The sequence below is a fragment of the Burkholderia sp. PR2 genome (genome assembly GCF_052372875.1).
GTDB classification, from domain to species: domain Bacteria; phylum Pseudomonadota; class Gammaproteobacteria; order Burkholderiales; family Burkholderiaceae; genus Burkholderia; species Burkholderia diffusa.
In genome coordinates, this window is the sequence record NZ_JBQRWH010000004.1 from 2,253,915 (window position 1) to 2,276,138 (window position 22,224).

Consider the following 22,224-nt stretch of genomic DNA (forward strand, 5'->3'; position numbering starts at 1 on the left):
AACCGGTGCGGGCCCGGCCGATCGCCGTTGCACTAGCGCTGCATCGACTCCCACACCTTGTGCAGACGCTTGACAGAGACAGGCATCGGCGTGCGCAGTTCCTGCGCGAACAGCGAAATTCGCAGCTCCTCCAGCAGCCAGCGGAATTCCGCGAGGCGCGGATCGGCGACGCCGCCGCGCTGCGACACCGCGCGCTGATACTGCTGGACGAGCGGCAGCAGCTCGCCGGACTGCTTCGCGTCGCGCGCCGGGTCGGCCTTCAGCTTGTCGATCCGCAGCGCGATGCCCTTCAGGTAGCGCGGGAAGTGTGCAAGCTGCACGTAAGGCGTGTCGATCACGAAGCGCTTGCCGACCAGCGCAGCGAGCTGCTGCTGCAGATCGGCGTGGGCCTGCGCGAACGGCTTCGCCTGCGCGAGCTTCTTCGCAAGCCCCGCATACTCGGCGAGGATCTGCCCGACGAGCCGCGCGATCTCCTGCGCGAGCAGGTTCAGGCGGCTCCTACCCTCGTCGCGGCGCGCGTGGAAGCTCGCGTCGTCGTCGGGCAGCGGATCCTGAAGGCACGCGCGGTCGAGCGCCGTGTCGATCAGCTGGTCGCGCAGCTCGTCCTGCGTGCCGAGCGACATGTACTGCATCGCCATCTCGCGCAGCCCCGGCAGGTTCTTCTCGAGGAACTTGATCGGCTCCTTCAACTGCAGCGCGAACAGTCGCCGCAAACCGGCCCGGTGGATCCGCGCGGCCTCCTCCGGCGAGTCGAACACCTCGACGTCGCAATGCGTGCCGCGATCGACGAGCGCGGGATAGCCGTACAGTGTCTGGCCACGGCGGCGGATCTCCAGCAGTTCGGGGAGCTTGCCGAAGTTCCACGTCGTCAGGTTCTCGTACAGCGCGGTCGCGCCGGCTTCCGCCGGGGCGGCCGTGTGCGGCGCCGCGCCCTTGCCCGGCTTGCCGCCCTTCGCCGCCGAACCCGGCACCGCGGCGAGCGCGGGCGCGTCACCCGCATCGCCCTCGCCCGCTTCGCCGCCAGGCGCGATCGTCGATGCCGCCGCGATCTTCTGGAACTGCTGCTGCGCCTGCGCGCCGAGCTCCTGGCGCAGTTGCGCGAGATTGCGCCCCATCGCGAGCTGGCGGCCGTGCTCGTCGATCACCTTGAAGTTCATGAACAGGTGCGCGGGCAACGTCTCGAGCTTGAAGTCGGCCGTCTTCATCGCGACCTGGGTCTCGCCGCGCACGTCGGCGATCAGCGCCTCGACGAGGCCGCCCGCGCCGAAGCGCTCGCGGCCCGTCCGCTCGACGAAGCCGGCCGCGTATTCGGGCAGCGGCACGCAGTGCCGGCGCAGCTTCTGCGGCAGCGACTTCAGGAGCAACTGCACCTTTTCCTTCAGCATCCCCGGCACAAGCCATTCGCAGCGGCGCGCGTCGACCTGGTTCAGTGCGTACAGCGGCACCGCGAGCGTCACGCCGTCGCGCGGCGTGCCGGGCTCGAAATGGTACGTGAGCGCCATCTCGACACCGGCCATCGTCGCGCGCTTCGGGAACAGCTCGGTCGTCACGCCGGCCGCCTCGTGGCGCATCAGGTCGTCGCGCGACAGGTACAGCAGGCGCTGCTTCTCCTCTGCCTGACCGCTCTTCTTCACCTCGTCGCGATACCAGCGCTCGAACGCGGCGCCCGTGTGGATTCCCTCCGGAATCGCCTGGTCGTAGTACGCGTAGATCAGCTCGTCGTCGACCAGCACGTCCTGGCGGCGCGACTTGTGCTCGAGCTGCTCGATGTCGGCGAGCAGCTTGCGGTTGTGTGCGAAGAACGGCAGCTTCGTGTCGAACTCGCCCTCGACCAGCGCGCCGCGGATGAACAGCTCTCGCGCCCGCGCCGGATCCTGCTTGCCGAACGCGACGCGCCGGCGGTGGTAGATCGGCAGCCCGTACAGCGTCGCGCGCTCGAACGCGCTGACCTGCGCGGGACGCTTTTCCCAGTGCGGCTCCGACAGCGATTTCTTCAAGAGGTGCGCGCCGATCTTCTCGACCCACTCCGGCTCGATCTTCGCGAGACAGCGCGCATACAGCCGGCTCGTCTCGACGAGTTCGGCCGCCATCACCCAGCGGCCGGCCTTCTTCGCGAGCGCCGAACCCGGCCACAGGTAGAACTTGATCCCGCGCGCACCGAGGTAGTGCGGATCGTCGTCGGCCTTCATGCCGAGGTTGCCGAGCAGGCCCGTCAACAGGGCCAGATGGACCTGTTCATAGGTCGCTTCGACCTCGTTGAGCCGCCAGCCGTGCTCACGCACGACCGTCAGCAGCTGCGAATGGACATCGCGCCATTCGCGCAGCCGCAGGTGCGACAGGAAGTTCTGCCGGCACGCGTCGACCAGCTGGCGGTTCGACTTCTTGTGCGCGACGGCTTCTTCGAACCACGCCCAGATCTTCAGCCACTGCAGGAATTCGGAGCGCTCGTCGGCGAACCGGCGGTGCGCCTGGTCGGCCTGCTCCTGCGCCTCGATCGGACGGTCGCGCGGGTCCTGCACGGACAGCGCGCTCGCGATGATCAGCACCTCGCGCAGCGACTGCTGGTCGCGCGCGGCGAGAATCATCCGGCCGACGCGCGGATCGAGCGGCAGCCGCGCGAGTTCGCGGCCGAGCGGCGTCAGCGCGTTGTCGTCGTCGACCGCGCCGAGTTCGTTGAGCAGCTGGTAGCCGTCCGCGATCGCGCGGCCGGGCGGCGGCTCGAGGAACGGGAACGATTCGATCGCCGTCAGGTGCAGCGACTTCATCCGCAGGATCACCGACGCGAGCGACGAGCGCAGGATTTCCGGATCCGTGAAACGCGCGCGCGCCTGGTAGTCGCTTTCCTCGTACAAGCGGATGCAGACGCCGTCGGCCACCCGGCCGCAGCGGCCCGCGCGCTGATTCGCGGCGGCCTGCGAGATCGACTCCACCTGCAACTGCTCGACCTTGTTCCGGTACGAATAGCGCTTCACCCGCGCGAGACCGGTGTCGACGACGTAGCGGATGCCCGGCACCGTCAGCGACGTTTCGGCGACGTTGGTCGCGAGCACGATGCGGCGTGCGTTCGACGCCTTGAACACCTTGTCCTGGTCGGCCGCCGACAGCCGCGCGAACAGCGGCAGGATCTCGGTATGCGGCGGATGATGCTTGCGCAGCGCCTCGGCCGCCTCGCGGATCTCGCGCTCGCCGGGCAGGAACACCAGCACGTCGCCGGGGCCTTCGCGGCACAGTTCGTCGACCGCGTCGACGATCGCGTCCATCAGGTCGCGTTCGGCCTCGCGCGCGGTCTTCACGCGATCGCGGCCGCCCGTGCCTTCGGCGTTCTTCACGGCGGGGCGATCCTCGGCCACCGGCCGGTAGCGCATCTCGACCGGATACAGCCGCCCGCTCACCTCGATCACGGGCGCCGGGCGCTCGTCGGTGCCGAAATGGCGCGCGAAGCGGTCGGCGTCGATCGTCGCGGACGTGACGATCAGCTTCAGGTCCGGCCGCCTCGGCAGGATTTCCTTCAGGTAGCCGAGCAGGAAGTCGATGTTCAGGCTGCGCTCGTGCGCCTCGTCGATGATCAGCGTGTCGTACGCCTTCAACAGCGGATCGGTCTGCGTCTCGGCGAGCAGGATGCCGTCCGTCATCAGCTTGACGGACGCGCCCGGCGCGAGATTGTCGGTGAAGCGCACCTTGTAGCCGACCACCTCGCCGAACGGCGTGCCGAGCTCCTCGGCGATCCGCCGGCCGGTCGACGACGCGGCCAGGCGCCGCGGCTGCGTATGGCCGATCAGGCCGGTGCCGCCGGCGCCGAGGCCGCGGCCGAGATCGAGACAGATCTTCGGCAGCTGGGTGGTCTTGCCCGAACCCGTTTCACCGCAGACGATGACGACCTGATGACCGGCGATCGCGCGCGCGATTTCGTCGCGCTTGCCCGACACGGGCAGGCTTTCGGGGTAGGTGATCGGCGGAACGGGATTGGGCGCGATGGCGGCGCGCGGCGGACGTTCGCGGCGCGGCGCGCGCTCGCCGGCGGCCTGTGGTGCGCCCTGCGCGGCCGGCTGACCCGGTTCGCGGCGCCGCTCGTCGCCGCGCGGCGGCTGCCCCGCCCGCTGTTGCTGCTGGCGCGCCGGCTGGCCCTGCTGCTGACGCGCATCGGCCGCACCCTCAGGGTGCCGGGCCGACGGCGCTTTGGCCCGCGTCGGCGCGGGACTTTTAGGTACATTCGACATGGGGGCGCATTATAATCCCGCCCATGAATTCCCAAACCGACCTCCCACCCGCCCAGACCGGCGCCGCGACGCCGCCGGCCGCCGACGATTCGGCCGCCAGCCACGCGCAGTTCGTCGACTGGATGCGCTCCGTCGCGCCCTATATCCACAAGTTCCGCAACAGCACGTTCGTCGTGGGGTTCGGCGGCGAGGTGGTGCAGCAGGGGCTGCTGAATGCGCTCGTGTCCGACATCGCGCTCTTGCAGGCGATGGGCATCCAGATCGTGCTCGTGCACGGCTCGCGGCCGCAGGTCGAGGAGCAGCTGAGCCTGCACGGTGTCGAATCCGAGTTTTCGCACGGGCTGCGCATCACCGATGCGCGCGCGCTCGAATCCGCGAAGGAAGCGGCCGGCGAAGTGCGTCTCGACATCGAGGCAGCGATCAGCCAGGGTCTGCCGAACTCGCCGATGGCGCACGCGCACATCAGCGTCGTGTCCGGCAACTTCGTGACCGCACGGCCAGTGGGGATTCTCGACGGGGTCGATTTCGCGCACACGGGCATCGTGCGCAAGATCGACGCCGAATCGATCCGTCATTCGCTCGCGAGCCGCAAGCTCGTGCTGCTGTCGCCGCTCGGCTTCTCGCCGACCGGCGAGGCGTTCAACCTGTCGATGGAAGACGTCGCGTCGGCCGCCGCGATCGCGCTGCGCGCCGACAAGATCATCTTCCTGACCGAAGCACCCGGCATCGTCGACGACGAAGGCGGGCTGATCCGCGAAATGTCGCTCGACGCGGCCGCCGAGCTGCTCGATTCCGGCAACATCCAGGGCGACGATGCGTTCTTCCTGAAGCACTCGATCCGCGCATGCCGCGGCGGCGTGACCCGCGCCCACCTGATTCCGCAGTCGCTCGACGGCAGCATGCTGCTCGAACTGTTCCTGCACGACGGCGTCGGCACGATGATCTCGTACGAGAACCTCGAGAGCCTGCGCGAAGCGACGCCGGACGACGTCGGCGGCATCCTGTCGCTGATCGAGCCGCTCGAGTCGGACGGCACGCTGGTGCGGCGCGGCCGCCACCAGATCGAACGCGACATCGACCACTTCTCGGTGATCGAGCACGATGGCGTGCTGTTCGGCTGCGCGGCGCTGTACCCGTACCAGCAGGAGAAGATCGGCGAGATGGCGTGCCTGACGGTCGCGCCGGAAGCACAGGGCTCGGGCGACGGCGAACGCCTGCTCAAGCGCATCGAGCAGCGCGCCCGCGCGCGCGGCCTCACGCACATCTTCGTGCTCACGACGCGCACCGAGCACTGGTTCCTCAAGCGCGGCTTCGTGAAGGTCAGCGTCGACGACCTGCCGGAAGACCGTCGCAAACTCTATAACTGGCAGCGCAAGTCGCTCGTGCTGATGAAGCAGCTCTGAGCGCAGGCACGACTGCCCTTCCCCCCAGACACCGATTACAGGAGAAGTACACGATGGCTCGAATGATCCAATGCGCGAAGCTCGGCAAGGAAGCCGAAGGCCTCGATTTCCCGCCGCTGCCGGGCGAACTCGGCAAGCGCATTTACGAGAGCGTCTCGAAGGAAGCGTGGCAAGGCTGGCTGAAGCAGCAGACGATGCTGATCAACGAAAACCGCCTGAACATGGCCGACCCGCGCGCGCGCCAGTACCTGATGAAGCAGACCGAGAAGTACTTCTTCGGCGACGGCGCGGACCAGGCGTCCGGCTACGTGCCGCCGACGGAAGGCTGAAGCACCGCGAATCGCGCAGGCCGGTCGCACCGGCAGCGACGAGAAGCCAAGCAAACGGCACCGTGTATCGCACGGTGCCGTTTGCTTTTGGGAGGGCAGAATCGGGTCGATGCGATCCGGCCGGCGCGTTCGCTGCCGCCGAATCGGCACGTCACGCCGGCCCGGCGGATTCAACCCGCCGGTTTCAACGCACTGCGGTCGCCCGCCTGCGCGGTCTCGCCGGCCGGACTTTCAGCGCTCGCGCCTTCGGTGCCCCATTCGGCCGCATCGCTGCGCTCGGCGCTCGACAGCTCGTCCGCGCGATACCCGGTGCGATTCAGCAGCGCCAGCATGCACGCGAGCGACACGAGCGCGTACAGCCCCGATGCGATCGCGACGCCGACGATGCTGCCCGTCGCATTGAGGATCGCCTGCGCGAGCACCGGCGTGCCGCCGCCGACGACGAGCGCGCTCAACTGATACGCGAGAGACAGGCCCGTATAGCGGATGTTGGCCGGAAACACGCGCGCGAGCACGCCGCCGACCGCGCCGTAGAACATCGCCGACGGAATCGTCGAGATGCACATGCCCGCGACGGCGACCCAGTACGAACGCGTCGCGAGCGCATGGAACATCACGGGCATCAGCACGATCTCGGGAATCAGGATCCAGCACATCGCGCGCCGCATGTCGACCTTCGACACGAACCACGCGCCGACCGGCTGCATCAGGAACTGCACGACGAGCGAGATCGACAGGATGCCGAGGAACGTGCCCTGCGCGTAGCCGAGCTCCTTCGTCGCCCACGACAGCGCGAACGTGCTGCGGAAATACGTGACGTTGATCACCGGCAGCGTGCCGGCCGCGAGCAGCACGACGGGCCAGTGGTCGCGCACGACGTCGCGCAGCGGCAGCTTCACCGTGCGCTTGCGTGCGAGCACGCGCTGCATGTCGATCGACTCCTCGAGCCGCAGCCGGATCACCATGCCGATGATCACGAGCACGGCCGACAGCAGGAACGGAATGCGCCAGCCCCACATCAGGAACGACGGCGTCGGCAGCGCGCTCAGCGCGAAGAACGCGGCGGTGGCGAGCAGGTTGCCGGTGGGCGAGCCCTGCTGCGCGAACGCCGCATAGAGGATGCTGCGATGCTTCGGCGCATTCTCGCTCGCGATCAGCACCGCGCCGCCCCACTCGCCGCCGACCGCGATGCCCTGCAGCACGCGCAGCACGACGAGGCCCGCGGGCGCCCACACGCCGATCGACGCATAGCCGGGCAACAGGCCGATGCCCGTCGTCGCGAGCCCCATCATCACCAGCGTGATCACGAGCGCCGTCTTGCGGCCGACGCGGTCGCCGAGATGCCCGAACACGATGCCGCCGAGTGGCCGCGCGGCGAAGCCGGCCCAGAACGTGACGAACGCGAGCAGCGTCGCGACGCCCGGATCCATCGTGCGGGAAAAGAACACCTTGCCGAACACGAGCGCCGCGGCCGTGCCGTAGATGTAGAAGTCGTACCACTCGATCGTGGTGCCGACGAACGCCGCGAGGGCGGCACGGCCGGGCCGCGGCTGCGCGGCGGATGGGGATTGCGGACGGCTCATCGATGTCTCCATGTTCGTGATCGGCGGCGCGACTGTCGCGCGCCTTGCCGGATGGCCGGCCTTGCGCCGCCGGCTGGCGGTGGTGCTTTACTGCGCTTTGAGTTGCCTTGCGTTGCGCTGCTTTTCCCTGCGATGCGTCGGCCGAGGATGCTGGCGTGCGAGCACCACCCGGCCGGTCACGCCGGGTCCGGCGCGACCTTCAGCACGCCGGCGTCGAGCAGTTGCTGCTGGAGCGCGGGATCGACGCCGAGGCGGTCGAGCACCGCGCGCGTGTCGCGGCCGAGCGCGGGTGGCGGCGAACGATAGGTCGCCGGCGTGCGCGACAGCTTCACCGGCGAGGCGGTGCCGCGATATGCGCCGATCTCGACGAACAACGCGCGGTGCAGCGCATGCGGGTCGCGCGCGACATCGGCGACCGTGCGCACCGGCCCGCACGGTACGCCAGCCGCCATCAGGTCGCGCGCCAGCGGCTCGCACGGATGGGCGGCGAGCCGTGCCTCGAGCTCGACCTTCAGCTCGAGCCGGTGCGCGCAGCGGCTGCGGTTGTCGGCGAAGCGCGGATCGCCCGCGAGCGCCGGCGCGCCGAGATACGCGACGAGGCGCGCGAACTGCCGGTCGTTGCCGACCGCGAGAAAGATCGGCACCGTCGCCGTGCGGTAGCTGTCGTACGGCGCGATGTTCGGATGCGCGTTGCCGCTGCGCTCGGGCACGCGCCCCGATCCGAAGAAGTTCGGCAGGTGCGGATGCAGCAGCGACACGCCGCAGTCGTACAGCGCGATGTCGATCGACTGCCCCAGCCCGCTCTTCTCGCGCTCCGCGAGCGCCAGCAGGATGCCGGCAAGCGCGTTGAGCCCCGTGACCATGTCGACGATCGGCAACCCGATGCGCATCGCGTCGCCGTCGCGCTCGCCATTGACGCTCATCAGCCCGGCCATCGCCTGGATCACCGCGTCGTAGCCGGGCAACCCGCCGAGCGGCCCATCCTCGCCGAAGCCCGTCACCGCGCAGTGGATCAGGCGCGGGAAACGCGGCTGCAGGTCGCGCGCATAGTCCATCCCCCAGCGCGCGAGCGTGCCTGGCTTGAAGTTCTCGACGAGCACGTCGGCGTCCTCCAGCAGGCGCCACAGGATCGCGCGCCCTTCGTTGCGGGACAGGTCGAGCGCGAGCCCTTCCTTGTTGCGGTTCACGCCCATGAAGTACCACGCGGTGTCGCCGAGGAAAGGCGGCCCCCAGCCGCGCGTCTCGTCGCCGCCCGGCGGCTCGATCTTGATCACCGTCGCGCCGTGATCGGCGAGCGCCTGCGTGCAGTACGGACCGCCGAGCACGCGGCTCAAGTCGACTATCTTCAGGCCGTCAAGGGCGCCGCGCGGCGCGTTCATCGCTTCCGTCGCGCTCATCGTTCGACCTCCGGCAGCAAGTCGAGCGCCATGTCGAGCGGCACCGTCGTGCCGCGCAGCAGCGCGTCGAACGCCGCCGCTTCGTCGTCGCGCGACGCCGGTGCGAGCGGGTCGACCGGCAGCAGCTTGTGACGCACGATCAAGTGCGCGAGCGCGAGGCGCCGGTAATCGGGTGCGAGCTCTGCGCCCTCGCACGCCATCAGCACGGCCGCGCTCGCGTAGTAAAGCGCCGACGCAGCCTGCCGCACGCGCGCGTCGTCGCCTTCAGCCGCAACCCGTGCAAGCGCATCGCACGCGCGCACGAGAATGCGCCGCAGCGCCGCGCGGCTCGCGTCGGGCAGCGGCGCCGCGCCGAGCCGGTCGCCGAGGAACGTGCGCAGCGCGTCGAGCGCCTGCTCGCGCTGCGCGGCGCGCGCGACGTCGAGCGCCACGATGTTGCTGGTGCCTTCCCAGATCGAGCCGAGATGCGCGTCGCGCACGAGACGCGCATCGCTCCATTCCTCGATGTAGCCGGTGCCGCCGCGCACCTCCATCGCGTCGCCCGTCACGCGACGCGCATCGCGGCACGCGCGGAACTTGATCAGCGGCGTCAGGATGCGCACGCAGCGCGCGGCCTGCTCGTCGCCTGCATCCGCCTGCGGCAGCAGCATCGCGATCTGCATGAACATCGCGCGCGCGGCCTCGGCGGGCAGCAGCATCTTCATCAGCTGACGCTGCATCAGCGGCATCTCGATCAGCTTGCGGCCGAACGCCTCGCGATGCGCGGCGACGTGCAGCGCCTCGTTCAGCGCGCGCCGCATCAGCCCGGCCGCGCGCACGCCGTTCGACAGCCGCGACATGTTGATCATGTCGGCCATCTGGTGGAAACCGCGGCCGATCTCGCCGATCAGGTAAGCCTGCGCGCCTTCGAGCGCGATCTCGCCGCTCGCCATCGAACGGCTGCCGAGCTTGTCCTTCAGTCGTACGATCCGGTAGCGGTTGCGCGAGCCGTCCGGCAGCGTCTTCGGCAACAGGAACAACGCGAGGCCCTTGATGCCGTCCGGCGCGCCGTCGGGCCGCGCGAGCACCATCGCCAGGTCGGCGTCCGCGTTCGAGCAGAACCACTTGTCGCCGTACAGACGCCACACCGCCCCGCCCTGCGCGTCGGTTTCGCGCACCGCGCGCGTCGCGATGCGGCCGACGTCAGAACCGGCCGCCTGCTCGGTCATGAACATCGCGCCCTGGAACAGCGTGTCGAAATCGCGCGACGCGAGCATCGGCAGATACTGCTCGACGAGCGCCCGATCCCCGAAACGGCGCAGCGTGCGCGTCAGCGAATCGGTCATGCTGACCGGGCAGCACAGCCCGAATTCCGCCTGGACGAACAGGAACGTCAGCGCGTACTTGACGAGCGGCGCCACCGCCTCGGGCTGGTGGCTCAGCGCCGCGAGCCCGAGTTCCGAATAGGCGACCCGTTCGAGCGCGACATACGCGGGATCCTTGTCGATCCGCTGCACGGCTTCGCCGCGCCGGTTGCGATGCTCGAGCACGGGCGGATGCTTGTCCGCGCGCGACGCCCACGCGTCGAGTTCGCCCGCCACGCGCGCGCCGAGCGCGTGCAGCTGCGGTTCGAGTTCCGCGTATCGGGTCGCACCGAGATGCAGCTTCAGCAACGCGCCGAGGTCGGGATCGGCCGTGAAGAAATTGATGCCCCGGCTATCGGGGATGTTGTTGGCCGCGCCGGTGTCCGGCGTGCGAGCGGTGTCGTTCATGCATGCGTCTCCATGGTGGCCCGGCTGCCGGCCGGTGCCCGCGCCGTGGCGGCGCGGCCGGCGGGTGCCAGGCGTTCAGCAGAGCGTAGGCGCGCGATCGATAAGCGTCCAATACAGGATTTATCCGGTACGATAGACGACGCTTATCGATGCCGATGCGGGGAGGAGACACCATGGAACTGAGGCAGTTGCGCTACTTCGTGGCGGTCGCCGAGGAACTGCATTTCGGGCGCGCGGCGAAGCGCCTGTTCATCTCGCAGCCGGCGCTGAGCTTCGACATCCGCAAGTTCGAGGATGCGCTCGGCGTGCAGCTTTTTTCCCGCACCAACAAGACGGTCGCACTGACCAACGCGGGCGCCGTGCTGCTCGGCGAAGCGCGCCGGCTGCTGCTGCAGGCGGCCGAGGCCGAGCGTCTCACGGTGCGCTCGGCGTCCGGTCTCGCCGGCCGGCTGCGGATCGGCTTCGTCCATTCGATGCTGTATCGCGGGCTGCCCGATGCCGTGCGGCGCTTCGAGGCCGACTATCCGAGCGTCGAGATCGTGCTGAGCGAGATGAACACGCAGGCGCAGGTGCAGGCGATCCAGCGCGGCCAGATCGATCTCGGCTACGCGCACTGGGGCCACTGCCCGCCCGAGGTCGAATCGGCGCCCGTCTACGCCGAACCGTTCGTGTGCTGCCTGCCGGCCGCGCATCCGCTCGCGCGGCGCCGGCAGGTCACACTCGCCGCGCTGGCCGCGGAACCGTTCATCCTGTTTCCGCGCGACGCGGCGCCGCATTATCACGACCTGATCATCGCGCAATGCGTGAACGCGGGATTCAGCCCGCTGATCCGTCATGAGGCGCGGCTGTGGCAGACGATCCTGTCGATGATCGAATTCGGGATGGGCATCGCGCTCGTGCCGCGCGTGCTGCAGCAGGTGAAGAGCGACCGGCTCGTGTTCCGGCCGCTGAAGGATGCGTCGCTCGAATCGCGCACGCTGGAGTTGAAGCGCAGCGGCACCGCCGAACCGGTCGCGCTGCGCTTCGCCGACTACGTGCGCGCGTCGATCGACGCGCTGCCCGCGCTCGCGGGCTGAGCAGGCGCCGGCACTCCTGCGCTACTTCGCTTCCGGCTGCAGCACCGGCTGCGCGCGCCGATACCACACCGCGTACACGACGGACAGCGCGAAAAGGAACGGAATGCCGAAGATCAGCGTCATGTGGAATTCGGCCGTGAAGTAGGTCGTCACCATCACCGCGAGCATCAGCGCGGCGCCGAGCAGCGTCAGCAGCGGAAAGCCGCGCATCCGGAACGCGGGCGCCGGCAGGCCGAGCGCCGCGCGACGCCGCCGGAAGCAGTAATGCGTGACGAAGATCATCATCCACGTGAACAGCGCGCCGAACATCGACACCGACATCATGATCGTGAACGACGCGTCCGGATACAGCACGCTCAGGACCGTCGCGAGCGCGATGCCAAGCGTCGAGAGCATCAGCGCGCCGAACGGCACGCCGCGCGCGTTCACCTCGCCGAGCGCCTTCGGCGCGTGACCCGCGCGCGACAGGCTGAACATCATCCGCGTCGTGATGTAGAGCTGGCTGTTCATCGCGGACAGCGCGGCGATCAGTACGACGAAGTTGATCAGCCCGGCCGCTCCCGGCAGGTGGATCGCCTCCATCACCTTCACGAACGGGCTCTCGTCGCGCCCCGCCGCCGTCCACGGCACGATCGCGAGCATCAGCGCGAGCGTGACGAGGTAGAACAGCACGAGCCGCACGATCGTCGAGCGGAACGCGCGCGTCACCGCGCGCTCGGGATCTTCCGCCTCGCCCGCCGCGACCGCGATCATCTCGATGCTCAGGTAGCTGAAGATCGACACGATCACCGCGACCCACATTCCCCACATCCCCTTCGGGAAGAAGCCGCCATGCTCGGTGTAATGGTGGAAGCCTGCGCCGGCCGCGCCGTCGCCGACCAGCGCCGGATTACCGAACACGACGTAAGCGCCCAGCACGATGAAGCCGACGATCGCCGCGATCTTCACGACCGAGAAGCCGTATTCGACCGCGCCGAACACGTCGACGCTGCGCGCGTTGACGAACACGAGCAGCGCCGAGAAGCCGACGATCCACAGCCAGCCCGGTACGCCCGGGAACCAGTACTTCATGTACAGCGCGATCGCGGTGACTTCGGTGCCGACCGCAAGCACGATGCACGCCCAGTACGCATAGCGCACGAGGAACCCGGCCCACGGGCTCACGTAATGTTCGGCGTACGCGCCGAACGACCCGGAGGTCGGGTGCGCGACCGTCATCTCCGCGAGACAGCCCATCAGCAACAGCGAGATGAACGCGCCGATCGCGTAGCTGACGAGCACGCTCGGGCCGGCAAAGCCGATCGCGAACCCGCTGCCGAGAAAGAGACCCGTGCCGATCGCACCGCCGATCGCGATCATCGCCATCTGCCGTGCGGAAAGCGTGCGGCGCAGACCCTGCTCGCGCGCCGCGATGTGCTGGAATTGCCCTTCTGGTTGCATCGAATGACCTCGTTCGAAAGCGTGTGTCCGGTCGAAACGTCGACGGCGCACGGACCGGTGCCGGACCGCACCGGCCACCGCGCGCCGCGTGCTCAGAACATGTGGCGCAAGCCGGCCGCGATACCCGTCTGGTTGCCGCGTCCGGGCATTTCGGTGAACGCGCCGCCGGTCACGCGGTTGTAGTCGACCGTCGCGTAGACCTGCGTTGCCTTCGACAGAGCGTACTCGGCCTCGAGCACGCCCGTATAGCGCTTGCCGCCGTTACCTGCGATGCCGTTGACGTTGCGGATGTCGTCGTAGTACGCGACGCCGGTCACCGACACCGCTGGCGTGACCTTCACGCTCGCACCGGTATAGAAGATCGCGTCGCGGCGCGGATTGTCGGCGAACGAACCGTAGGTCACGTCGCGGCCCGGCGCGTTCAGCAGTTGCCGGTCGAGCATGCCCGTGCGATCGATGCCGCCGAGATAGCCCGCGTACAGCGTCGCCGCGCCGAACGCGTAGCGCGCGCCCGCGCCCCATGCCTGCTGCGCACGGCTGTTCAGGTCGCGCACCTGCTGGTAGGTCGCGCCGACCATGAGCCCGCCGAGCGTGTACGACACGTGCGTACCCCAGTACGCATTCGCGCCGAGGCTGCCCGCGACGCCGCCGAAGCCGTAACTCGCGCCGACGTTCAGCCCGCCGAACGTGCCGTCGTAGCTGACCACGTTGCTCGCACGGCCCTGCGTGAGGAAGTACGGCCACATGTTGGCCGTGTAGTTGCCGACCGTCAGCGGATCGAGATCGCCGAACAGGTTGAACGCCTCGGTCGCCTGCCGGCCGAGCCTCACGGTGCCCCAGTCGCTCGCCAGGCCGACATACGCATAGCGGCCGAACAGCGCGCCGTCGAGCTGCCCGTTCTGCGGCTCGAAGCCGCTCTCGAGCTGGAAGATCGCTTTCAGGCCGCCGCCGAGCGCTTCGCTGCCCTTCAGGCCCCAGCGGCTGTTGGTGATCGCGCCGTTGGTCATCTGCACGCTCGCGTCATTCGACGCGTTCGCATGCGTCGTGTAGCGAATGCTCTGGTCGACGATGCCGTACAGCGTCACGCTGCTCTGCGCCATCGCGCCGCTCGCAGCGAGCAGGCCCGCTATCGTTGGTAGTGCGAATCGAGTGATACGCCTCATCTTCGTCTCCATCCTTGTCTGAATATTTGATGTTTGTCGGGGGGGTGTTGGTGCTTGTCGGTAATCGTGGGTGCTGCAATCGTCGCGAAGTCGCGTGCCGGCTAGCCGCGTGCCGCCGGCAGCGCGACATACGCGACGAGTTCGACGCGCATGTCAGGGTGCGCGAAGCCCTGCACGCCCACGCACGTGCGGTTCGGATACGGCTCGCCGAAATGACGCCGGTATTCGGCATCGAATTCGGGCATCGCCTTCACGTCGGACAGGTAGACGAGCACCTGCGCGACGTCGTCCATCGTCGCGCCCGCCGCCGCGACGGCCTTCGCGAGATTGCCGAGCGTGATGCGCGCCTGCTCGGCCATCGTGTCGCCGGCGATCGCGCCGGACGCATCTACCGGCCCATGGCCGGTAAACATCAGCCCGCCTGCGCGGGTCGCCCACGAGAACGGCTGCGCGAGCTGGGGCAAGTCGACCGGGATGGTGTCTGCCATCGTGTCCTCCTTCGGTTCGGGATCGGCCGCTCAAGCGGCCTGGCGCGACGTGCCGCCGAGCACGTCGGCGATCGCGTTCGCGACGTGGTCGACGTTCGCGTCGCTCAGGCCCGCGATGCACATGCGGCCCGAGCGCAGCAGGTAGACGCCGTGTGACGCGCGCAGCCGGTCCACGTCGCTCGCGGCGATGCCCGTGTAGCTGAACATGCCGCGCTGCGTGACGAGCGCATCGAACGCGGGCGCTGGCAGGCGCGCGTCGAGCCGCGCCTTCAGCGCGCCGCGCATCCGCTTGATGCGCGTGCGCACCTGGGCCACCTCGTCTTCCCAGCACGCACGCAGGACGTCGTCGTTCAGCACGGCCGACACGAGCTGCGCGCCGAACAGCGGCGGGCTCGAATAGGTGCGGCGCACGCCGGCCTGCAACTGGCTCAGCACCGTCGCCGCTTCGTCCGCGCTCGCGCAGACGATCGACAGACCCCCGACGCGCTCGCCGTACAGCGAGAAGTTCTTCGAGAACGAGTTGCTGACGATCGCCGGCAGTCCCGCCTCGACGATCGCGCGCACGGCCCATGCGTCGTCGTCGAGCCCGTCGCCGAAGCCCTGGTACGCCATGTCGAGGAACGGAATCAGTCCGCGGCGCGCGAGCACGTCGATCACCGCGTTCCACGCGTCGCGGCCGAGATCGAGGCCCGTCGGGTTGTGGCAGCACGGCTGCAGCAGCACGATGCTGCGCGCGGGCAGCGCGTCGAGCGCTGCGAGCATCGCGTCGACGCGCAGGTCGTTGCGCGCTGCGTCGTAATACGGATACGTGTGCACGTCGAGGCCGGCCGCCGCGAAGATCACGCGATGGTTGTCCCACGTCGGATCGCTGACCCAGATCGCGCTGTCGGGGAAATAGCGCTTCACGAACTCCGCGCCGAGCCGCAGCGCGCCCGAGCCGCCGAGCGTCTGCAGCGTCGCGACGCGCCCTTGCGCGAGCGCCGCGCAGTCGGCGCCGAACACGAGGCGCTGCACGCCCTGCCGATACGCGGCAAGCCCTTCCATCGGCAGGTAGGTATGCGGCGCACCGGCTTCGCGCACGCGCTCGGCCGCGAGACGCGTGCTCTCCAGCACGGGGATGCGGCCCGCGTCGTCGTAGTAGAGACCGATGCTGAGGTTGACCTTGTGCGGATGGGCATCCTGCTGGAACGCCTGGAACAGCGACAGGATCGGGTCGCCCGGATAGGCGGGAATGTGTTCGTACATGACGCAATGACGGTAAGAGTTGAAGGCGGCGATACGGCCGGCGGCGTGACAGCGCGTCAGGCCGTGCGGTCGAGGCATGGGGCGCATGTTATCGAGGACGAAATAGAATGAGCTTCACTTTTCGATGACGAATCGCCGCCTTTGCAGTAGAGTCTGCGCTTGTCATCTCAAAAATTACGGGATTCTGCGAAATGAATCTGGATCGAACCGACATGCGGATCCTCCGGCATCTCGAGCGGGACGGACGCATCAGCAATCAGGACCTCGCGAACGCGGTCGCGCTGTCGCCGTCGGCGTGCCTGCGGCGCGTGAAGTTGCTCGAGGAGCGCGGCGTCATTTCGGGCTATCGCTGCACGATCGAGTCGAAGAAGGTCGGCGTCGCGTTCGAGGCGCTCGTGCATGTGTCGATGCGGCCGGACGTACCCGAATGGCACGACCGGTTCGTGGAGGCGATCCAGGAGTGGCCGGAAGTCATCGCCGCGCAGATCGTGACGGGCGGCTCGAACTACGTGCTGACGGTTCGGGCGCGCGACCTCGACCATTATTCCGACTTCGTGATCAACCGCCTGCACCGTGCGACAGGTGTGATGTCGATCAATTCGAGCATCGTGCTCGCGACGCTCAAGCGCGACGGCTCGATCCTCGATCTCGTCGAACCGTCGACGGCCGGCTGACGAACTGTTTGCACCGGCCTGAAAAATATTTGAAGAAAGTGCTTTACGAACCCGAAAAGCTCTGACATAATTTCAGCTTCTTTGGGCGGTTAGCTCAGCGGTAGAGCACTGCCTTCACACGGCAGGGGTCACTGGTTCGATCCCAGTACCGCCCACCAAAGAATTCAAGGGCCTGCGTCTCACGACGCAGGCCCTTTTCGTTTTTCGGCCGCCTTTGTCCTGCGGCGCGCCTCCCCTGCACGCTTCCTTGCGCTCGCGAACAAGTTCGACGGGCAGCGACGCTTCGACCACATGCAATCGAAGCGTCGCGACGACTGACTACCCTGCCCGCCTCACCCGCTGCGCCGTCGCATCGAACGCGCGCTTCGCCTTGTCGACGATCTCGTCGACCTCCGCCTCCCGGATCACGAGCGGCGGCGACAGCAGCATCCGGTCGCCGGTCGCACGCATGATCAGATTGCCGCTGAAGCAGAAGTCCCGGCAGATCATGCCGACGTCGACGCTGGCGTCGAACCGCTCGCGCCGCGCGCGATCGCGTGCGAGCTGGACCCCCGCGACCAGCCCCGACCCCGCGATCTCGCCGACGATCGGATGATCGCCGAGCGCTTCCCGCAGCCGACGCTGGAAATACGGCCCGATATCACGCTTGACGCGCTCGACGATCCCTTCGTCGCGCAGCAGCTTCAGGTTCGCGACCGCCACCGCCGCCGCGACCGGATGGCCCGAGTACGTGAGGCCGTGATTGAATTCGCCGTTGTCGATGATCGGGCGCGCGATGCGTTCATGGATGCCCACCGCGCCCATCGGCACGTAACCCGACGTCAGGCCCTTGGCCATCGTGATCAGGTCCGGCTCGAAGCCGAAGTGCTGATGCGCGAACCATTCGCCGGTGCGGCCGAAGCCGCCGATCACTTCGTCGGCGACGAGCAGGATGTCGTACTTGCGGCAGATCCGCTGGATTTCCGGCCAGTACGTCGACGGCGGGAAGATCACGCCGCCCGCGCCCTGGAACGGCTCGCCGATGAACGCCGCGACGTTCCCCGCGCCGAGTTCGAGGATCTTCGCCTCGAGCTGCTGCGCGCGTGCGAGGCCGAATGCCTCGGGCGTCTCGCCGGCCTGCGCTTCGCCGAAGAAGTACGGCTGGTCGATGTGCACGATGTGCTCGACCTTCGACGGCATCTGCTCGTGCATGTAGCCCATCCCGCCGAGCGTGCCGCCCGCGATCGTCGAGCCGTGGTAGCCGTTCTTGCGCGAGATCACGTATTTCTTCTGCGGCTTGCCCTGCACGCGCCAGTACTGGTGCACGAGGCGCAGCACGGTGTCGTTGCCTTCCGAGCCGCTGTTGCAATAGAAGAAGTGGTTGAAGCCGGCGGGCGTCACTTCCGCGAGCATCGCGGAAAGCTCGATCACCGGCGGGTGCGTCGTCTTGAAGAACGTGTTGTAGAACGGCAGTTCCTGGAGCTGGCGATACGCGGCGTCGGCGAGTTCCTTGCGGCCGTAGCCGACGTTCACGCACCAGAGGCCGGCCATCCCGTCGATGACCTTGTTGCCGTCCGAGTCCCACAGATAGACGCCGTCGGCCTTCACGATCACGCGGCTGCCCGCGCGGTTGAGCGCACCCATGTCCGAGAACGGGTGGATGTGGTGCGCGGCGTCGAGCGCGCGGTATTCGGCGGTCGAGCGTGCGGCGACGGCTTCGCTTCGTTCTGTCATGTTGCCTCCGCTGGTCGATGCCGCACGCTCACACGTGCAGCAGGAGATGACGGCGTTCCCACGAACTGATCACGCGGAAGAACGCTTCGTATTCGGTTTCCTTCAGCGCCAGGTACGCCTTCACGAACTTGTTGCCGAGAATGTCGGCAAGCGGCGTGCACGCGGCCATCAGCGAGATGCCCTCCTCGAGATTGCGGGGCAGCTGGTACGGCAGGTCGTAGCCGTCGGACGCGATCGGTTCGGTCGGCGCGAGCTGCTGCGTGAGACCGAGATACCCGGCCGCGAGCGTCGCCGCGAATGCGAGGTACGGGTTGCAGTCGACGCCCGGAATCCGGTTTTCGATGCGCCGCGCGACCGGCGTCGACTGCGGGATGCGGAAGCCGACCGTGCGATTGTCGTAGCCCCACTGCACGTTGATCGGCGCGGCCATGAAGCGCGACAGTCGGCGGTACGAGTTGATGTACGGCGCGAAGATCGGCATCAGCGCGGGCGTGTACTTCTGCAGCCCCGCGAGATAGCTGTGGAACATCGGCGATACGACGCCGCCCTCGTCGGCGAACAGGTTGTGGCCGGTGCGCGCATCGGCAAGGCTCTGGTGGATATGCATCGCGGAGCCCGGCTCGCCCTCCATCGGCTTGGCCATGAACGTCGCGTACATGTTGTGGCGCAATGCCGCCTCGCGCACCGTGCGCTTGAACAGGAACACCTGGTCGGCGAGCGACAGCGCGTCGCCGTGCACGAAGTTGATCTCCATCTGCGCGGCGCCGACCTCGTGGATCAGCGTCTCGATGTCGAGGCCCTGCATCTCGCAGTATTCGTAGATGTCCTCGAACAGCGGATCGAACTCGTTGACCGCCTCGATCGAATACGACTGACGGCCCGTCTCCGCGCGGCCCGTGCGCCCGACCGGCGGCCGCAACGGCAGGTCCGGGTCGGCGTTCATGTCGACCAGATAGAACTCCAGTTCGGGCGCGACGACGGGCTTCCAGCCCTTCGCCTTGTACAGGTCGAGCACGCGGCGCAGCACGTAGCGCGGCGAGATCTCGACGGGCGAGCCGTCGAAATGCACGCAGTCGTGAATCACCTGCGCGGTCGGATCGACGGCCCACGGAATCAGGCAGATGGTCGACGGATCGGGTACGCACACCATGTCGGGATCGGTCACGCCGGTCAGCGACCCGTCTTCCGGATAGTCGCCCGTGACGGTCTGCACCATCACCGCCTGCGGCAGGCGCATCGATTCGCCGGACTCGAACTTGTTGCGCGGAATGATCTTGCCGCGCGCGATGCCGGCCATGTCGGGAATGATCGCCTCGACTTCGGTGATGCGGTGCTGACGCAGGAATTCGCTCAGTTCGGGTTGCATGATCGGCCTCGTTCAGTCGATGTCGGATGCGGCCGGCGACGGCATGGTGCCGCCGGCCGCATGCATGCGGTGTGTCATGCGCGCGCGGCACGCCGCGCCGAATGCCGCGAAGATGTCGCGCGACAGCGGTTGTTCCGCGAAGCGCCATTCGGGATGCCACTGCACGCCGAGCGCGAACGCGCGCGCGCCGCGCACGCTGACGGCCTCGATCAACCCGTCGGGCGCGCTCGCTTCAACCGCGAGCCCCGCACCGAGCCGCGCGATGCCCTGGTCGTGCAGCGAATTGACCATCGCGTCGTGCGCGCCGCGCGCGACCCGTTGCAACAGGCCGCCCGGCGCGAGCTGCACGCGGTGCGCGGGGCCGTACTGCCGTTCGAGCGGATCGCCGTCGCGCTCGCGATGATCGTGGAAGCACGCGCTCGCATGCAGCCGCTGATGCAGCGTGCCGCCATACACGACGTTCAGCTCCTGCATGCCGCGGCAGATCGCGAGCACGGGCACGCCCGCGTCGATCGCCGCGCGGATCAGCGGCAGCGCGGTCGCATCGCGCGAGGGGTCGTGCAGCGTGTCCGGCGGGCTCGCCGGGCCACCGTAGTGATGCGGCTCGACGTTCGAATAGCTGCCGGTCAGCAGCAGCCCGTCGATGGACGCGACGATCGCGTCGACCGGCTGGCGCGTGCCGAGCGCGGGCAGCACGAAGGCGAGCGCGCCGGCACCGTCGACCAGCGCGACGAGATACTTCTCGCCGGCCGTATGGTTCGGATGGGCGCCGCGCATCACGCGGTCGGCGGTGACGGCTACGAGCGGGCGCGGTCGCATGATCGTCTCCACGATGAAGGTGCGACGCGTGCATGGGCGCGAGACGATGGCAACGCGCGGTCGCGCCGCACGCGCCCAACCGCGATCCTGCCGCGCGAACGGCGCGGCAACGGACGGTGCGACCCGATGCGAAGGCAGAAACGGACGCTAGGGCAACAATGAAGCGCTGCCGTCGCACTGCACCGCGCTGAATACGTGCGCGGTCACGAGATTGAAGCGGCGCAGGCTGCAATGCGACACAGCGAAGGGACGAGGCTCGCGTATGAGGACGGCGCGCGTGCCGCGATCAGCATGCCGGATCGGCCCGGCCTGAGGCGACGCGCCCGCCGACGGACTTCGGGTCCGGCATATCGAAGGGCTGGCGGCTTTCACGATCGTACTCGACTGACTGATGAAGACAGGACACGTGTCGCAATGAAGCGGAGGCGGCAATGCCGCGCGGCGACACGTCGGCAAGTGTTTCGCAGCGGATTCCGGCGCGGTGCGGCGCTGATCGACGCCGTCGCGGCCGGCGCGCGTGACGACTTCCTGACATTCAGCTTATATCACCTAAAAATTGCGTCAAATTTTCAGGTATCGATCCCGACATCGATCAGACGAAAAAAACGGCATCGACCCGGCCGGTCGATGCCGTTTTGTGCGCTGCGTCGGCGCGTGCGGTGTTCGCTGACAGGCCGCGGCGCGAGGTGGCGCCGCGCCGCCGCACGCAACGCGGGCCGGCGGCTCAGCGATGCGCGAGCGCGGTTTCGACGAGCGTCTGCAGCAGCGGCACGATCCGCGCGGCGCGCGCTTCGTCGTACGCATACGGACGCGTCTCCTCCATGTAGGTGATCTGCGACAGCTCGAGTTGCACGGCTTCGACGCCGGTGGCGGGCACGCCGTAGTGACGCGTGATGTAGCCGCCCTTGAAACGCCCGTTCGCGACGGCCGTATAGCCGCCGTGTGCGCTCACGCATGCCGCCAGCGCCTCGGCGAGGCCGGGCGCGGCGCTCGCGCCACTCGACGTGCCGAAGTTGAAGTCCGGCAGACGGCCTTCGAAGAAGCGCGGCACATGCGAGCGGATCGAATGCGCTTCCCACACGAGCACGCGGCCGTGCTCGCGCTTCAGGCGCGCGATCTCGCCTTGCAGTGCGTCGTGATACGGGCGCCAGTAGCGGTCGCGACGGCGCATGATCTCGTCGTTGCCGGGCAGCGTGTTCGCCGGATACAGCGGCGCCTTGTCGAACGTGTCGACCGGCACGAGCCCGGTCGTGTCCTGCCCCGGGTACAGGTTCTCGTTGTCGGGCGGACGGTTCAGGTCGACGACGTAACGCGCGTGCGACGGCACGAGGATCGACGCGCCGAGCGTCGCGGCGAACCCGTACAGCCGCTCGAGGTGCCAGTCGCAATCGTCGACGAAGCGCGCGTCGGGCGTCATCGTCGCGGCGATGTCGTCGGGAATGTGGATGCCTGCGTGCGGAATCGAGATCAGCAGCGGCAGCGTGCCCTGCTTCAGCGTGAAAACAGCCGGTTGTTCAGTCATGTCGCATCACCGTAAGAGTCTGCCGGCGCACGCTCGCG

The 22,224-nt window shown here is 68.2% G+C and carries 16 protein-coding genes and 1 tRNA gene; 5 read left to right on the top strand and 12 right to left on the bottom strand.

What is annotated here, in order from left to right; translation table 11 throughout:
- Positions 1-32: 32 nt before the first annotated feature.
- On the bottom strand, positions 33-4,217 hold the full coding sequence (gene hrpA, locus ACT2FV_RS27605; RefSeq protein ID WP_444505174.1) for an ATP-dependent RNA helicase HrpA: 4,185 nt from the start codon (positions 4,215-4,217) through the stop codon (positions 33-35).
- 23 nt (positions 4,218-4,240) lie between these two features.
- On the opposite strand from hrpA, the gene argA reads away from it, so the two are divergent.
- Complete coding sequence (gene argA, locus ACT2FV_RS27610; RefSeq protein ID WP_044847668.1) at positions 4,241-5,620, top strand: amino-acid N-acetyltransferase; 1,380 nt, start codon at positions 4,241-4,243, stop codon at positions 5,618-5,620.
- 53 nt (positions 5,621-5,673) lie between these two features.
- Positions 5,674-5,949 carry an oxidative damage protection protein gene (locus ACT2FV_RS27615; RefSeq protein WP_006478357.1) on the top strand — a complete coding sequence of 92 codons (276 nt, stop codon included), beginning with the start codon at positions 5,674-5,676 and terminating at the stop codon, positions 5,947-5,949.
- A 170-nt stretch (positions 5,950-6,119) separates the two neighbouring features.
- On the opposite strand, the gene ACT2FV_RS27620 is transcribed toward ACT2FV_RS27615, so the two are convergent.
- The 3 genes from ACT2FV_RS27620 to ACT2FV_RS27630 form a co-directional block, all read right to left on the bottom strand.
- A complete protein-coding gene (locus ACT2FV_RS27620) occupies positions 6,120-7,532 on the bottom strand; it encodes an MFS transporter (protein WP_124622283.1) in 1,413 nt (470 codons plus the stop codon).
- A 176-nt stretch (positions 7,533-7,708) separates the two neighbouring features.
- Complete coding sequence (locus ACT2FV_RS27625) at positions 7,709-8,911, bottom strand: CaiB/BaiF CoA transferase family protein (RefSeq protein WP_444505455.1); 1,203 nt, start codon at positions 8,909-8,911, stop codon at positions 7,709-7,711.
- A gap of 14 nt (positions 8,912-8,925) precedes the next feature.
- Entirely contained in the window at positions 8,926-10,680 is a 1,755-nt protein-coding gene (locus ACT2FV_RS27630; RefSeq protein WP_444505175.1) for an acyl-CoA dehydrogenase family protein, read from the bottom strand.
- A gap of 173 nt (positions 10,681-10,853) precedes the next feature.
- On the opposite strand from ACT2FV_RS27630, the gene ACT2FV_RS27635 reads away from it, so the two are divergent.
- Complete coding sequence (locus tag ACT2FV_RS27635) at positions 10,854-11,756, top strand: LysR family transcriptional regulator (protein WP_059608433.1); 903 nt, start codon at positions 10,854-10,856, stop codon at positions 11,754-11,756.
- Between the two features lie 21 nt (positions 11,757-11,777).
- Here ACT2FV_RS27635 and ACT2FV_RS27640 read toward each other — a convergent pair whose 3' ends face one another.
- The 4 genes from ACT2FV_RS27640 to ACT2FV_RS27655 all read right to left on the bottom strand — a co-directional run bounded on the left by ACT2FV_RS27640 (position 11,778) and on the right by ACT2FV_RS27655 (position 16,092).
- Entirely contained in the window at positions 11,778-13,196 is a 1,419-nt protein-coding gene (locus tag ACT2FV_RS27640) for an amino acid permease (protein WP_059608434.1), read from the bottom strand.
- 92 nt (positions 13,197-13,288) lie between these two features.
- Entirely contained in the window at positions 13,289-14,359 is a 1,071-nt protein-coding gene (locus tag ACT2FV_RS27645) for a porin (protein ID WP_425127077.1), read from the bottom strand.
- A gap of 101 nt (positions 14,360-14,460) precedes the next feature.
- Entirely contained in the window at positions 14,461-14,847 is a 387-nt protein-coding gene (locus ACT2FV_RS27650) for a RidA family protein (protein ID WP_444505176.1), read from the bottom strand.
- A 30-nt stretch (positions 14,848-14,877) separates the two neighbouring features.
- On the bottom strand, positions 14,878-16,092 hold the full coding sequence (locus ACT2FV_RS27655; RefSeq protein ID WP_444505177.1) for an amino acid aminotransferase: 1,215 nt from the start codon (positions 16,090-16,092) through the stop codon (positions 14,878-14,880).
- Between the two features lie 191 nt (positions 16,093-16,283).
- Between ACT2FV_RS27655 and ACT2FV_RS27660 the strand changes: the two genes are divergently transcribed.
- Complete coding sequence (locus ACT2FV_RS27660) at positions 16,284-16,766, top strand: Lrp/AsnC family transcriptional regulator (protein ID WP_444505178.1); 483 nt, start codon at positions 16,284-16,286, stop codon at positions 16,764-16,766.
- 83 nt (positions 16,767-16,849) lie between these two features.
- Positions 16,850-16,924 (top strand) — tRNA-Val (locus ACT2FV_RS27665).
- A gap of 160 nt (positions 16,925-17,084) precedes the next feature.
- Here ACT2FV_RS27665 and ACT2FV_RS27670 read toward each other — a convergent pair.
- The 4 genes from ACT2FV_RS27670 to hutG form a co-directional block, all read right to left on the bottom strand.
- Positions 17,085-18,479 carry an aspartate aminotransferase family protein gene (locus tag ACT2FV_RS27670; protein ID WP_444505179.1) on the bottom strand — a complete coding sequence of 465 codons (1,395 nt, stop codon included), beginning with the start codon at positions 18,477-18,479 and terminating at the stop codon, positions 17,085-17,087.
- A 28-nt stretch (positions 18,480-18,507) separates the two neighbouring features.
- Positions 18,508-19,845, bottom strand: a complete 1,338-nt coding sequence (locus ACT2FV_RS27675; protein WP_059599064.1) for a glutamine synthetase family protein — start codon at positions 19,843-19,845, stop codon at positions 18,508-18,510.
- Between the two features lie 12 nt (positions 19,846-19,857).
- Positions 19,858-20,664 (bottom strand): gamma-glutamyl-gamma-aminobutyrate hydrolase family protein, encoded by an 807-nt coding sequence (locus ACT2FV_RS27680; protein ID WP_444505180.1) that lies wholly within the window; start codon positions 20,662-20,664, stop codon positions 19,858-19,860.
- 724 nt (positions 20,665-21,388) lie between these two features.
- On the bottom strand, positions 21,389-22,186 hold the full coding sequence (gene hutG, locus ACT2FV_RS27685) for an N-formylglutamate deformylase (RefSeq protein ID WP_444505181.1): 798 nt from the start codon (positions 22,184-22,186) through the stop codon (positions 21,389-21,391).
- Between the last annotated feature and the right edge of the window lie 38 nt (positions 22,187-22,224).